Here is a 13,149-nt window from a genome sequence, read left to right as displayed (position 1 = left end):
CGACTTTCAGCTGGCGGGCATGTCCCGGGTGGCCGACTTTCAGCTGGCGGGCATGTCCCGGGTGGCCGACTTTCAGCTGGCGGGCATGTCCCGGGTGGCCGACTTTCAGCTGGCGGGCATGTCCCGGGTGGCCGACTTTCAGCTGGCGGGCATGTCCCGGGCGGCCGACTTTCAGCTCGCGGGCACGTCCCGGGCGGCCGACTTCACGCGGTACATCGCGGCGTCGGCCTCCCGGAGCAGGTGGTCGGGGTCGGATGCGCCGGTGGCGGAGAGCGCCACGCCGATGCTCACCCCCACGTGGACGTCCCGGCCGTCGATCACGAACGGCTTCGTGAGGGCGTCGCGGATCGCGTCGCAGACGGCCTGCGGGCCGTCCGGTACGGTCACCCCGTCGAGGAGTATGACGAACTCGTCGCCGCCCAGCCGGGCCACCGTGTCCGACTCCCGCAGCAGGCCGGTGAGCCGGGCGGCCACCTCGACGAGCAGTTCGTCGCCGGCCGCGTGCCCGAACGAGTCGTTCACCGCCTTGAAGCCGTCCAGGTCGAGCAGCAGCACCGCGAACCGGTGGCTGGGCTGCCGCGCCACCCGCAGGCCGGCTTGCCGCAGCCGGTCGGCCAGCAGCACCCGGTTGGGCAGCCCGGTCAGGTAGTCGTGCAGGGCGGCGTTGCGCAAGCGCTCCTCCTGCTCGCGCAGCGCCTGCACCATCGTGACGTGGTCCAGCGCCGTGGCCAGCAGCGAACCGGAGTGGTTCATCATCTCGCGGCCGGGTGGCGTGCTCGCCTGGATCCGGCCGACCGCGGCGAGCAGCCCCCAGTCCCGCGAGTCGCTCTTCACCGGCACCACGAAGACGACCTCGTCGGGTGATCCGTCGGCGACGTCGAAGAGGCTCTGCGGCGGGAACTGGCTGACCGGCATCGAGGCGCCGACGTCACCGGGTGTGACGCCGCCGGGGCGGAACTCCCCGACGATGTCCAGCTCGACGTCGGCGTCCGGGGTCGCGACCGCGTCGTCGGCGGAGCCGGACCAGAGCCCGAGGCAGCCGCCCACCGCCGTGGTGCGGCCCAGCCAGCTGAGTTCCCGCGGTTCCCGGTCGCCGTGTGCGCCCAGCAGTTCGATGCTCAGCTCGTACTGAATGTTGAGGGTTGTCTGAAGGTATTGGACGTCGGCGAAGAGCTCGCGGGTGTGTGGCTCGGAGACCGGCAGCCCGTCGCTGGGGCAGCCGCAGGAGTCGCGGCGGACGAAGACGGTCGGCACCCCGCGCACCTGCCGGACCGTCGTGGGATCGTCGGCCATCTCCCGGGCGAGCGCGTGGGCGGCGGCGCCGACGTGGTCCAGTGGCTGCCGGACGGTGGACAGGGCCGGGTAGAGGTACATGCCGTCGGGGATGTCGTCGAAGCCGACCACGGCCAGCTCGCGGGGCAGCTCGTAGCCGGCCGCGGTGAGCCGCCGGAACAGCCCGATCGCGTTGCGGTCGGTGCCCAGCACGATCGCGGTGGCCGGCATGCCCGCCTGGACCAGGGCGTCGGCCACGTCCTCGCCACCGGTCTCGTGGTTGTCCCGGAGGTCGAAGAGCAGGTCGGCGCGGGGCGGGAGGTCGTGCCCGTGGAGGGCCTCGCGGTAGCCCTCGTAGCGCTCGCGCACGTCGTAATGACTGAGGTTGCCGGCGAAGGCGATCCGCTCATGGCCGTGGGTGATGAGGTGGGCGACGGCTTCGCGTACGCCGGACCGGTTGTCGGCCACCACTGACGAGCAGTCGCCGTCGACCTCGTGGCCGATCAGCACCACCGGTTTCCCGGCGCGGCGGGCAGCCAGGGCGTACTCGTCGTGCACCGCGCCCGGCAGGATGATCAGCCCGGCGACGTGCGCCCAGGCGACCGGCCGGTGGAAGTCGGGCAGCCCGCTGTGGTCGGCGCTGTGCGAGCCCGGGTCGAGCGTCTGGATCGCGACGACGGAGTCACCGTGCCGGGCGGCGGCCGCGTTGACGCCGGCGACGATCGCGCCGTAGTAGTCACCGCCGACGAAGGGCGACAGGACCGCGAATGTCCGACCCGTCATCCGCGTGTCACTCCCTGCTCTGTCGCCGCTCGCTGCCCCGGCCGGTCTATGCGCAGCATAAGCAGATCGTCGTCCGTTTCTCTGCGGGCTGCGCGGATCCGGCCCCGGCGACCGGTTTGGCGAACCGCCTCCTGACATCGATTCGTCAGAGATTCGGCCGAGATGAGAGATCTTGGCGAGTCGACGGATCTGGAACCAGCAAATAGTGCACCGAAGGGTGACAGAAGGTTCCTGGTGGAGCACGCTGCGTTGCGGAGGTGGCGCTGAAATGCGGCGAATCGGATGGGCTGGCGTGCTGGTGGGCGTACTCGTCATGGGGTCTGCCTGTGGATCTGGGGAACCGGCCGGAACCACCGCACCACCTCCGGCGCACCAGCACAGCGGCTCCGCGGCGCCGGCCGCGCCGTTGCGGGACGGCGAGCGCTTCGTCGACGTCTCGATGAAGGCCGCCTACTCGCCCGCCGCGCCGCACGGAGGGACCGACGACTACCGGTGCTTCCTCGTCGACCCCGGCATCACCGGCACGTCCTTCCTGACCGGCAGCCAGTTCCTGCCGCAGAACGCCGGCGTCGTACACCACGCGATCTTCTTCCGGATCACGCCGGAGCAGGCCGCCGAGGCCGAGCGGATGGACGCGAACACGCCCGGGCAGGGCTGGACCTGCTTCGGGAACGCGGGCATCGCCGAGACCGCCGCCTGGGTGGCGTCCTGGGCGCCCGGAGCCGACGAGACCCTGCTGCGGCCGGACATCGGCTACCCGATGGCCGCCGGCAGCAAGCTGGTCATGCAGGTGCACTACAACCTGCTGGTGGCGAAGCCCGGCGACACCGACCGCTCCGGCGTACGGCTGCGGCTCACCGAGAAGCCCGGCCTCACCCCGCTGAGCACCAAGCTGCTGCCCGCCCCGATCGAGCTCGCCTGCGCGCCGGTCGAGAAGGGCCCGCTCTGCGACCGGACCGCGGCCGTACGAGACGTGAGCTCACGCTTCGGCGAGGACGCCGGGCAAAGGGTCGAGGGACTGCACAGGCATTGCAACGGTGACCGCGCGCCGGCCGCGTCGACCGAGACCCGCTGCGAGTACCCGGTGCGGGGGAACGCCACGATCTACGCGATGGGCGGGCACATGCACCTGCTCGGCCGGTCGATCAAGATCGAGCTCAACCCGGGCAAGCCGGGGGCCTCGACGCTGCTGGACGTGCCCGCCTACAACTTCGACGAACAGGGCATCTTCCCGCTGGCCAAGCCGGCGACGGTGAAGCCGGGCGACACGCTGCGGGTCACCTGCACGCACGACGTGGGCCTGCGCAGGCAGCTCCCGCAGCTGCGCGATCAGGCGCCGCGTTACGTGGTGTGGGGCGAGGGGACGAGCGACGAGATGTGCCTGGGCGTCGTGGTGCTCTCCAGCGCTACGGCTTGATGCAGCAGCCCTTGCACAACTTGGGCTGCGGCAGCGTGAAGGCCAGGCAGCAGGTCTTGCGCTGCACGTCGAACCGGCCGGTCGGGCCCTGGACCAGCTCGACCAGGTCGTCGACGCCGAGCGTGGCGAGCAGCGTGTCGATCGTGTCGGTGGACCGGCCGGGCAGCACGTCGGCCGAGCGCAGCACCGCGTAGGAGACGCCGGAGGCGAGCGAGCCGAGCAGGGTGCGCCGGCCGAGGCGGACGCGGCCGTGGATGGCGTCGAGCAGCGGCGTCAGGTGCTGGTCGAGCAGCGACGCGCGGAGCTCCTCGCGCAGCGCGGCCTCGGTCGGCACCACCTTGACCTGCGGTAGCCCGCTCAGCGCCAGCGGGTCACTGGCCAGCACCGCGACCGTGATGTCCGACCGGAGGCCGAGCGTCACCAGCGGGCGCGGGTCATCGAAGTGGATCAGGACGTCCTGTGCGGTGAGCAGCGGCACGCGCCGCGCCGAGGCGTAACCGAGGACGGCCGGAAGAGCCAGCCAATACGTGTACGCCTTCCAGGCCAGCGCCGCGGCCGCGTGGGGCTGTGCGTTCCATCGGCGGCTCGACGACTCGAGCAGCGTGTCCAGGCCGGTGCCGGTGAGGTCCGCAGCGGGCCGCCAGCCGGTCGGGTCGGTGACCAGCAGGTCGGGCGCGAGGCCGGGCAGCTGGGTGCTCGTGCCGAACATCGCCCGGAGGGTGTCGGTGATGGGTGCCAGAGGCTGAGGCATCGCGCGCTCCAAAGCTGCCGTCACGCGTCCTTCACCCCCTTGGCTGACTTCCACCGTACCTTGCTGAGGCTAACCTAACCACGCTAACCATGAGTCCGGCACACCGCCCCCCAACAGGTGTTATTCATCTGAATACCCGATGCGACGGTGACCTGACTGACCGTTGCGGCGTTGCCGGATTCGTCAAGGTATCTGTCGGCAACGCGCTACTAGCCCCTTGTTGACACCGGGAGCCAGACACACTGAACTTCCCGTCGCGAAGGGGACATCTGTGATGACCACCTCGCCCGTCGAGAGGGCTGCTGACCAGTTCGTCACGGTGCTCGCGCAGTGGCGCGCCGAGCGGGGAATGACGAAGAAGCAGCTCGCTGCACGCATGGGCTTCGATCCGTCGTACGTGAGTCACGTGGAGGGACGCAGGCACAAGCCGACCGAGGACTTCGCCCGGCGTGCCGAGGCGGTCCTCGCCGCCGGCGGTGCGATCTGGCAGAAATTCCAGGAGTACGACGAGCTCCGGCACGCCCGGAGCGCGACGGCACACCGGGATCCGCCGGTGCCGGCCCAGTGGATGCCGCCGGGTACCGGCCTGATCGTGGAGCGCGAGCTCGCCGAACTCCGGTACACCGAGGGGGCGTACCGGTGCCGGATCAAGCGGTCGCTCTACAACGCCGGTAACGAGCCGGTCACCCGATACCTGATGAAGATCTCGGTGGACCGCTACCCGCACGACCCGATCGGCTCCAACCGGCACCACCGGCAGCACCCGCTGACGTGGGAGGAGCTCGACATCGAGGCCGTCGCCGGTGAAGGCGAGGCGGCCGAGCCTATGCAGCAACGGCTCAAACTGGACCGGGACGCCTCCAAGGAGGTCTGGCTGCTGTTCGCCAACGAGCACGGCCAGTTCCCCCTCTATCCCGGCGAGCGGACGACGATCTCATACGCGTACACCGTCGGTGAGGAGAAGTGGGGGCAGTGGTTCCAGCGTGCGATGCGGGTGCCAACCCGGAGCCTCACCGTACGGCTGGACTTCCCGGTGCACTTCGAGCCTCAGGTCTGGGGCGTGGAGACGTCCCTGGCAGCTGAGGTACCCGTACGGAACCCCCTCGAACGTCACAACGAGGAGGATCGGGCCATCTTCGAGTGGTCCACCGACCAGCCGTCGCTGAACGCCCGGTACCGGCTCGAGTGGCGGTTCCGCGGGGCCGGGGCGCCGACGTACGAGGACCTCGCGCCGGCCTCCATGAACGGCTCGATCCATCAGCTCGTCGTCCCCGAGCAGCGCGCCTCCCAGCGGATGCGCGGCGTCGGCATCGTCCAGCGCGGCGCCGACCTGCTCCGGCAGCGGTGCCGGCACTTCCAGCTGCCACGCGAGGAGCAGTCCGCCCGCGACGCCGTGACCTCGCTGCTCACGGCGCTCCAGCGGCTGGAGGCGCTGCACGATTTCAGCAAGGGCGTCGGGCTGGCCGCGCCGCAGATCGGCCTGTCGGTCGCCGCGGCGGTGGTCCGGCCGCCGGAGCGCGACGCCGAGCCGGTGGTGTTGCTCAACCCGCGGGTGGTCGGCGAGTCCGGCGACTCCGACGAGCAGTACGAGGGCTGTCTCTCCTTCTTCGACTACCGCGGGCTGGTGGTCCGGGCGCTGCGGATCGAGGTGGAGCACGCCCGCTTCGACGGGACGAGGGTGATCACGTCCTTCGAGCTGGCGATGGCGCGGCTGGTCAGCCACGAGATCGACCACCTGGAGGGCAAGCTCTACGTCGACCGGATGGGGGCGGACGCGTCTTTGGTCCCGGTGTCGGAGTACCAGCAGACCGGACGCCCCTGGGCTTACTGAGTCTCCGCGGTCAGTTGAACGCGTCGTACTTGATGCGTACCGAAGGGACCTGGAGCTCGGCCAGCGTCTTCATGGTCGCCTTGACCATGGCGCCGGAGCCGGACACGAAGAAGTCGTGCTCGTTCCACGGCCCGTACCGGGCGACCACGTCGGAGATGTTGCCCTGCTCGCCCGGGAAGGACGGGTCGTCGCTGCACGCGGTGACGACCGAGAGCCAGGGGTAGCGGGCGGCGAGGCGATTCAGCTCGGCCAGGTCGTACAGGTCATCGCGGTTGCGTGCTCCGAAGAAGACGTGCACCCAGCGGGTCCGGTTGTAGCGGGTCAGCTCCTCCAGCAGCGACTTGATCGGCGCCAGGCCGGTGCCGCCGGCCACGAAGACCGCGTCCCGGGTCGAGCGGCGATCGAGGTTCATCGTGCCCATCGGCGCGGCCAGTTTGATCATGTCGCCGACCTGCATCCGCTGGACCAGCGCGCTGGACACCCACCCGGCGCCCACCGCCCGTACGTGAAACTCCAGGGTGTTGTCCCGGCGAGGAGCGTTGGCCGGCGAGTAGGTCCGCCACAATCGCGGTTGCGCCCGCGGGTACTCGAGGCTCAGGTACTGCCCGGCGCGATACTCCAGCGGTTGCATCGGCAGGGCGGTGAAGACCGCGATGTCCTGGGCGCGCCGCTCGTGCGAGACGACTTCGGCATACCAGTACGGCGGGTTGGTGTCCGCCTCGGCGCCGGCCATCATCTTCGAGGCGATGACCGCGTACGCATCCGCCCAGGCCTGATCGAACTCGACGCCCCACTGCTCACCGGCGTAGCTCCGCATGGCCTCGATCAGGGCGCCGCCCACCACCTCGTAGTGTTCTGGTTCCACGTGAAACTTGCGGTGGTCCCGGCCCAGCCCGCGCAGGTAGTCCTCGAACCGCTCCGGATCCTCCAGCGTCTGCACGGCCGTGACGATCGCGTTCAACAGCCGCGATCGCTGAACGTCCATGTGCACCGGGAAGAGATCCCGCAAGTCGGGATAAGACAGGAAGATACGGGCGTAGAAGTAGCCCGCAACTTTGTCCTGATGCTCCTCGACGAGGCTCCAACTCTCCTTGAGTAAGCGCGCCAGGTCTCCCATGTGACTCAGGGTGGGCAGCGCAGTCGGGTATACGACGCACCGTCAGTGCGATTGACCACCCTTATCGTTGTGCGGGTGACCAGCGACGTATCACCCGCCGCGGAGCGGGTCGGCCGGACCCGGCCGGGCATAGAGATCCTTCTGGTTCTGCTGCTGTCCCTCGGCGCGAGCGCGGTCTATGCCGTGGTGTCCCTCATCGCCAAGCTTTCGGCCGGGCCGCTGTCCGCCTCGAAGGCGACCCTCAACCCGTCGCAGTCGCCGCGGCCCTACCTCGACCTGACCTACCAGCTGCTCGGCATCTTCTTCGCGCTGGTGCCGGTGCTGCTCGCGCTCTACCTGCTCGACGACCGGCGCTCCGCGCTCGGCAAACCCCTTCTCAAACCCGGCTTCGACGCTGGCTGGGGTGCGGGCTTGTTCGCGGCGATCGGGATCCCAGGCCTCCTGCTGGTGTACGCCGCGGCGCAACTGGGCCTGAACGCACAGATCGTGCCGGCGGCCCTGCAGCCGGTCTGGTGGGCGGTGCCGGTGCTGATCCTCAAAGCCGTGGAGAACGCGGTCCTCGAGGAGGTCATCGTCGTCGGGTATCTGGTGACCCGGTTGCGGTCGCTGGAGTGGCGGATGGTCTCGATCATCGCGGCGTCGGCGGTGCTCCGCGGGTCGTATCACCTGTACCAGGGGTTCGGCGCCTTCGTGGGGAACGCCGTCATGGGGGTGATCTTCGCGCTGTTCTTTGTGCGCACCAAGCGGGTGATGCCGTTGATCGTGGCGCACTCATTGCTCGACATCGTCGCGTTCGTGGGTTACACGCTGTTGCCGGAGTCTTGGCTCAGCTGGCTCTAGGCGTGTCCGGTTTACACCCGACGCCCGATGCGCCCGGGTTTGTCTCCGCCGCCCACCGCCTCCCCCCACCCTGTCATGGGTGGGGTGCCAACCTAGCTCCGCAGCCGCCGACCTCGCGCGGTTGTCCACAGGCCCTCCGCACTGTGGACAACCGCGCGTCAGTGAGCTCCGAGCTCCCGGCTCAAGCCGCTGTAGTAACGCGTCGCCCGCGCGGCCATCGTGCGGCCGCCCGAGCGGCTCGTGATGATCGCGGACAGGACTGTCACGCCCGGGAAGAGCCGGTTGACGCCCCGGACCAGCGCCCACACGGCGGCCTGCGCGGAAGCCATCCGGCCCAGCCGCCAGATCGCGTCCGTCAGGCGGGTCTCCTCCTCGTAGGCAGGCTGCTCCGCCGCCGACAACGCTTCCTCGGCGTCCTCCGGGGTGGCGTGCACCTGCGTGAGAACAAGCAGATCCACGGCGCGGGCACGGTCGGTCGGGTCGACGTTGTATGCCGCTGCCACGTGCAGGATGAGCTCGGCGTACGTGACGGCATTGGAACTGAGCAGGGCCACCGGGACGTAGGAGCCGGCCGCCGCGGCGAAGACGCTTCCCACGCCGCCGAAGCGGATGAACTGGCGCTCGGCCAAGCGGGCCAGGCCGTCGTCGGTGGCGTGGGGGTAGCGCTCGCGGAGGCGGGCGGCCCAGGCGGCGGCACGTGGGCCGATGGTCTGGACTGCTGCCAGGGCCAGGAGTTCGGGGGCGTGGCCGGGGTTGGCTACCAGTTGGGCCCAGGGGTCGGTGCGGGCCTCCATGACGGTTGCGGCCAGGTCCGCCTCTGTCGTTGGCTGCACTTCGCTCGGTCGCTCTGTGCTCGGCTGCTCTTCGCTTGGTTGCTTGTCGCTCGGCGTTGAGGGGGCGAGCTGGCTCGGCACGGTCGTGGGCTCACTAACTGTCGGCTCGGCCACGGCCGCGCTGGCTGCCGGCTTGGATGCGGGCTCGCTGGACTTGGTCACTGTGGGGACGGCCGGCTTGGGGGCGGGCTCGCTGGGCTTGGCCACGGTCGGCTCGGGCGCGGTGGGCTGCGGGGGCGCGGCAGGCTGCGGGGACGCGGGCTCGGCGGGCGACATCTGGGCGGGTACGTCGGCCGGTGCGGTGGTCACGGAGGTGGCCTTCTTCGCGGGTGATGCTTTGGCGCGCTTCGCCGGGGCGGCGGGGCCCTTGTCGATCGGCTCGCCGCCGGGCGGAGACGCCTTGGCGGTTGGGGTGGGTGCCTCGGCTGCGGCTTTTGATTCGGGTACGGCCGGGCCGGCGCTCTCACTGCGACGTTGGGCGGGTGCCTTGGTCGCCTTAGCTCGCGTGGTCGCCTTGGCCGGAGCCGTCGCCTCGGACGGTCTGGCTGGCGGCGTCGCCTTGGCGGCCTTGGCTGGCGGAGTCGCCTTCGTGGGCCTGGCCGGGCGCTGACCACTCGGGGCGGCCTTGGCGGATCCCGCCGGGCGTCGGCTGGGCGGGGTGGCCTTGTCAGGTTCGGTCGGACGCTGGGCAGCGGGAGGCTGCGGAGCGGAGGGCCGGTCGGTTGCGCCTTCGGGCTCGGCGGGAGGCGCTGACGGCGTGGCTTTGCGGGGCGTTGCCTTGCGTCGCCCAGCTGAAGGCGGCTGTGGGGCAGGGTTGCGGTCAGGTGCTGTGCGCGTACCGTCGTCTGGTTTTCCGGCGCGACCCTCAGACGGAGCCGGTCTTCCAGCGCGACCCTCAGACGGAGCCGGCACCGCCGCCTCCCCGGCCGGCGGCTGGAACGTGACCTGCGGCGGAGCGGCCTTCGACGTGCGGCGACGGCCCGGCGGGGGCTGGTCGGGCGCGCTGAATTCCGCCTCGGGTGAGCGCTTGCCAGGCTCCTTCTCCTCCATCCGCGAGAGCCTAACCGCAGCTCAAGGTTTTCACCCGGATCGAACCGCATCCGAAAGATCCACACCCGCGATGCCAACCTCTTTGCTCGGCGGCAAACGGGTCCGGTATCCTCGTCGTTCGACGGCTACATGCTGTCGAGGAGACTTCGCCTAGTCTGGTCTATGGCGCCGCACTGCTAATGCGGTTGGGGTTTTATAGCCCCTCCCGGGTTCGAATCCCGGAGTCTCCGCCACCCACTCCTCACCCGGCGGGCTGCCCCAGGCGGCCCGCCGTTCGCGTTCCCGGCAGCCCCCAGCATCAGCTCAGCACCACCCAGGCCCGCCCGCCGAGGCGCCGGGGAGGGCGTGCTACCAGGTAGTCACCTGGCTGGGCAGCCAACAGCCACGCAAGACTGCGCCGTAGCTCAATGGATAGAGCATCTGACTACGGATCAGAAGTAGATGCTCATAAATATTGATTCTGTGCTCTGGGTAGATGGGCCGCGACCTGCATAAACACAGGCTTGCGGCCTTATTTGTGTCCATATAATGGCGGAATCTCCCATCCATTGGGACCGTGGTGCTCGGGTGGTGATCGGTCGTTTGGGAACGGTCTGTCCTGGCCAATGCCGTAGCGGATCAGACCGTGCTGCTGCGTCCAAGTGATCGTCGGGCTGCAGAATCAGCAGGCCCGGGGCTGGACCTCGTGCGGAGCGTGCCAGCGGGGAGCGGATCGTCCGACGCGGCTGCGAGATGGGCCGACCATGCTCCGGGCGATCCATTCGATTTGGTGGCCGCATGGTCCACCCGCTGAAGGTGGGCGGCCCGCACCCGAGCAGGACCTCACGCGGGTCCTCCTATGCCAGAACTCGCCGGGCGGACGAGGGCTCAGCCACGTGCTCGTTGGCCCCGCGCCGAGAACCTACAGCCAGGTAGGTAGGTCGCCCCTTGGGGCTGTAACCGGCCACGGTGGGCGGCGTTCCTCGTTACCCCGGCCACGCGGCTGCGCTGGCATCGCCGCCTGGTCACCCGTCAATGGACCTACCCGAGCCGGCCAGGTCGGCCGGCACTACGGGTCGAGATCCGGGCCTTGGTGTTGCGCCTGGCCGCGGAGAACCCGACCTGGGGCTGCCGGCGTATCCCGGGTGAGCTGGCCGGGCTGGGATACCCGGTCGTGTCCAGCGCGGTGTGGGCGATCCTGACCAAGGCCGGAGTCGATCCGGCGCCTCGTAGCGGCGGGCCGACCTGGACGCAGTTCCTGACCACCCAGGCCAAAGGACTGCTGGCATGCGGCTTCCTACATGTCGACACGATCGGTCTGACCCGGGTCTACGTGCTGTTCTTGATGGAGGTCGCGACCCGGCGGGTGCACATCCTGGGTGCCACCGCGAGCCCTACTGGCCAGTGGGTGGCGCAGCAGGCCCGCAACCTGATGAGGGACCTCGGGCAACGCACTTCGCCGTTCCGGTTCCTGATCCGAGACCAGGATGCCAAGTTCACCACCGTATTCGACGAGGTGTTCACTACTGAGGGCATCGAGCTCGTGCGGACGCCGCCGCGGGCGCCCCGGGCGAACGCCTACGCCGAACGGTGGGTACGCACGGTACGCCGCGAGTGCCTCGACCGGATCCTGATCTACAACGCGCGGCACCTGCTCGCCACGCTCGAAGAATACGTCCGGCACTACAACGAGCACAGACCCCATCAAGGCCGCGAGCAACGCCCACCAGCCCTGGACGTGTCCCCAACCCCGGTCACGGATCTGGCCACCGTGCGGCTACGCCGGACACGCGTACTCAACGGCCTGATCAGCGAGTACTCCCAGGCTGCGTAGCCGAAACCGGGTTTTCGAACGATACAGGCGAGATTTCGGGATCGGTCATCGGTCGCCTCCTGGCTCGAACCAGGTGGGAAGACGCAATCTCGCGAGCTTCTCGGATCCACCCAACAGGCTGCCCTGGCCGTTCAGGAAAGTCAGCAGCGTCAGGTGTTCGTGGTTGGTGCCGTAGGCACGGGTGAGCCGGGCGGCGGGGTCGGCGACGACCTCGATCGGGCGGCCGCCGAAGCGGCCGCGCCCCGGGGAATCGGGATGGACGCCGACGACCAGGAGGCCGGGAAGTCCGGCGAGGTCCTGGGCGTCGCCTTCGGCGAGGTCATGTTCGGAGGTCTGCGCGCAGTCGACCAGGATGACGCCGGAGGCGGCGGACGCGAGCGAGGCGAGCGGACCGGCCGGTGCGTCGCCGCGCTCAACCTGCACCGCGTCGAAGGCCAGCGGCGGAATGGTCCACGACACAGGAATTCCGGCGGAGTACTCGACGCTCGCGGCGTCGGCCAGTCCCCTGGCCGCTTCGGGATGGACGGTCCACCGGCCCTCAGGCCAGCCGCGCACGTAGCGTCCCTCTTGCAGCGGCCGGCCCTTCTTGTCGAAGAACCGGAACTCGCCATGCGCGGCCCCGTCGACGAAGACACCCACGCGTTCGACCGCGCCGCGGACGGACTCGAGCCAGTCGTCGTCGATCTCCTCGAGCTGCTCCATGCTGAGGGATGCGTACTGCTGTTTCACCTGGTCCTCCAGGTGCCATCTCGTGGTCGGGCCGTGCCGCAACCCGTTGCGATAGTGCTCCTCCCGGACCACGACCCCGGCGTTGGTCATCGTCCACCGCCCGTGTGGCCGGCCGGCCACAAGCTCACCGCTCCACTCTTCGCCGGGGTGGTCCCACGACGGGCGCGGCTGCGCGTCCGGCAGGTCGCTCTCGATGCCCTCCCACAGATCGGCGGCCTGCTGCGTCAGCCTGTCGACCAGTTCGGGCTCGAGTTCCGTGCGGTCGGCGACCAGCGCCTCGAGCGGCTCGATCTGTTCGGCCAGCCACTCGGCCAATGGGCCGTACTCCCCGTTGCGAAACAGCCCACCCTCGCTGTGTGCCCACACCGACATCCCCGGGCGGAAGTCGCTGGGCGCGATAGCGTAGCCGTTGACCCCGTTGACCCATCGTTTCGCCGCGAAGATCCGGTGGACGCCGAACATGCGCGTGCTGTTGAACCGCAGCTCGGGCGGCAAGATCGCCAGGTCCCGCTCCAGCAACAGCCGCGGGCCGCACACTGCGAGGGCCGGCCCGAGATCGGTATCGTCGTCGGCCCCGCCGGGCAGTGGGGTGATCAGCCCGGCCTGCTGGTCCGCCGGCAGCCCGGCCAGGACCGCGCGCAGACGCCGGTTCACGTCATCGATGGTGACGTCGTACCGGCGGGCACCGGGTGCAGCCGGCACCGAACGCACTC

General features: G+C 69.8%; 9 protein-coding genes and 1 tRNA gene. 5 read left to right on the top strand and 5 right to left on the bottom strand.

Features of this window, described 5'->3' with window-relative positions; translation table 11 throughout:
* Positions 1-171 precede the first annotated feature (171 nt).
* Positions 172-2,055, bottom strand: coding sequence for a substrate-binding and GGDEF domain-containing protein (locus QSK31_RS37420; protein WP_285689440.1), 1,884 nt, complete (start codon positions 2,053-2,055; stop codon positions 172-174).
* A gap of 268 nt (positions 2,056-2,323) precedes the next feature.
* On the opposite strand from QSK31_RS37420, the gene QSK31_RS37415 reads away from it, so the two are divergent.
* Positions 2,324-3,472: a monooxygenase gene (locus QSK31_RS37415; RefSeq protein ID WP_285689439.1), complete on the top strand. Its 1,149-nt coding sequence runs from the start codon at positions 2,324-2,326 to the stop codon at positions 3,470-3,472.
* On the opposite strand, the gene QSK31_RS37410 is transcribed toward QSK31_RS37415, so the two are convergent.
* Positions 3,462-4,223, bottom strand: a complete 762-nt coding sequence (locus QSK31_RS37410; protein WP_285689438.1) for an IucA/IucC family C-terminal-domain containing protein — start codon at positions 4,221-4,223, stop codon at positions 3,462-3,464. The two genes, QSK31_RS37415 and QSK31_RS37410, sit on opposite strands and share 11 nt — an antisense overlap.
* A gap of 274 nt (positions 4,224-4,497) precedes the next feature.
* Between QSK31_RS37410 and QSK31_RS37405 the strand changes: the two genes are divergently transcribed.
* A complete protein-coding gene (locus QSK31_RS37405; protein ID WP_285689437.1) occupies positions 4,498-6,054 on the top strand; it encodes a peptide deformylase in 1,557 nt (518 codons plus the stop codon).
* 10 nt (positions 6,055-6,064) lie between these two features.
* On the opposite strand, the gene QSK31_RS37400 is transcribed toward QSK31_RS37405, so the two are convergent.
* Positions 6,065-7,171, bottom strand: coding sequence for a globin domain-containing protein (locus tag QSK31_RS37400; protein ID WP_285689436.1), 1,107 nt, complete (start codon positions 7,169-7,171; stop codon positions 6,065-6,067).
* 75 nt (positions 7,172-7,246) lie between these two features.
* Here QSK31_RS37400 and QSK31_RS37395 point away from each other — a divergent pair, with 75 nt between their 5' ends.
* A complete protein-coding gene (locus tag QSK31_RS37395) occupies positions 7,247-8,011 on the top strand; it encodes a CPBP family intramembrane glutamic endopeptidase (protein WP_285689435.1) in 765 nt (254 codons plus the stop codon).
* A gap of 158 nt (positions 8,012-8,169) precedes the next feature.
* Here QSK31_RS37395 and QSK31_RS37390 read toward each other — a convergent pair whose 3' ends face one another.
* On the bottom strand, positions 8,170-9,153 hold the full coding sequence (locus QSK31_RS37390; RefSeq protein WP_285689434.1) for a hypothetical protein: 984 nt from the start codon (positions 9,151-9,153) through the stop codon (positions 8,170-8,172).
* 880 nt (positions 9,154-10,033) lie between these two features.
* Between QSK31_RS37390 and QSK31_RS37385 the strand changes: the two genes are divergently transcribed.
* Both QSK31_RS37385 and QSK31_RS37380 read left to right on the top strand, forming a co-directional pair.
* Positions 10,034-10,127: transfer RNA gene (locus tag QSK31_RS37385), tRNA-Ser, on the top strand.
* Positions 10,128-10,966: 839 nt separating this feature from the next.
* A complete protein-coding gene (locus QSK31_RS37380; RefSeq protein WP_285689473.1) occupies positions 10,967-11,707 on the top strand; it encodes an integrase core domain-containing protein in 741 nt (246 codons plus the stop codon).
* A gap of 45 nt (positions 11,708-11,752) precedes the next feature.
* Here QSK31_RS37380 and QSK31_RS37375 read toward each other — a convergent pair whose 3' ends face one another.
* Positions 11,753-13,138: a toxin-antitoxin system YwqK family antitoxin gene (locus tag QSK31_RS37375; protein WP_285689433.1), complete on the bottom strand. Its 1,386-nt coding sequence runs from the start codon at positions 13,136-13,138 to the stop codon at positions 11,753-11,755.
* Between the last annotated feature and the right edge of the window lie 11 nt (positions 13,139-13,149).

The sequence above is a fragment of the Actinoplanes sp. NBRC 103695 genome, from assembly GCF_030269485.1.
In the GTDB taxonomy this organism is placed as follows: domain Bacteria; phylum Actinomycetota; class Actinomycetes; order Mycobacteriales; family Micromonosporaceae; genus Actinoplanes.
Note: the sequence above shows the minus strand (reverse complement) of the source record. Positions and strands in the feature narration are given on the sequence as shown.

What these genes read in the sequence shown, in the direction of transcription:
- QSK31_RS37420 (WP_285689440.1), bottom strand. Translation starts at nt 2,055, where the DNA reads ATGACGGGTCGGACATTCGCGGTCCTGTCGCCCTTCGTCGGCGGTGAC.
- QSK31_RS37415 (WP_285689439.1), top strand. Translation starts at nt 2,324, where the DNA reads ATGCGGCGAATCGGATGGGCTGGCGTGCTGGTGGGCGTACTCGTCATG.
- QSK31_RS37410 (WP_285689438.1), bottom strand. Translation starts at nt 4,223, where the DNA reads ATGCCTCAGCCTCTGGCACCCATCACCGACACCCTCCGGGCGATGTTC.
- QSK31_RS37405 (WP_285689437.1), top strand. Translation starts at nt 4,498, where the DNA reads ATGACCACCTCGCCCGTCGAGAGGGCTGCTGACCAGTTCGTCACGGTG.
- QSK31_RS37400 (WP_285689436.1), bottom strand. Translation starts at nt 7,171, where the DNA reads ATGGGAGACCTGGCGCGCTTACTCAAGGAGAGTTGGAGCCTCGTCGAG.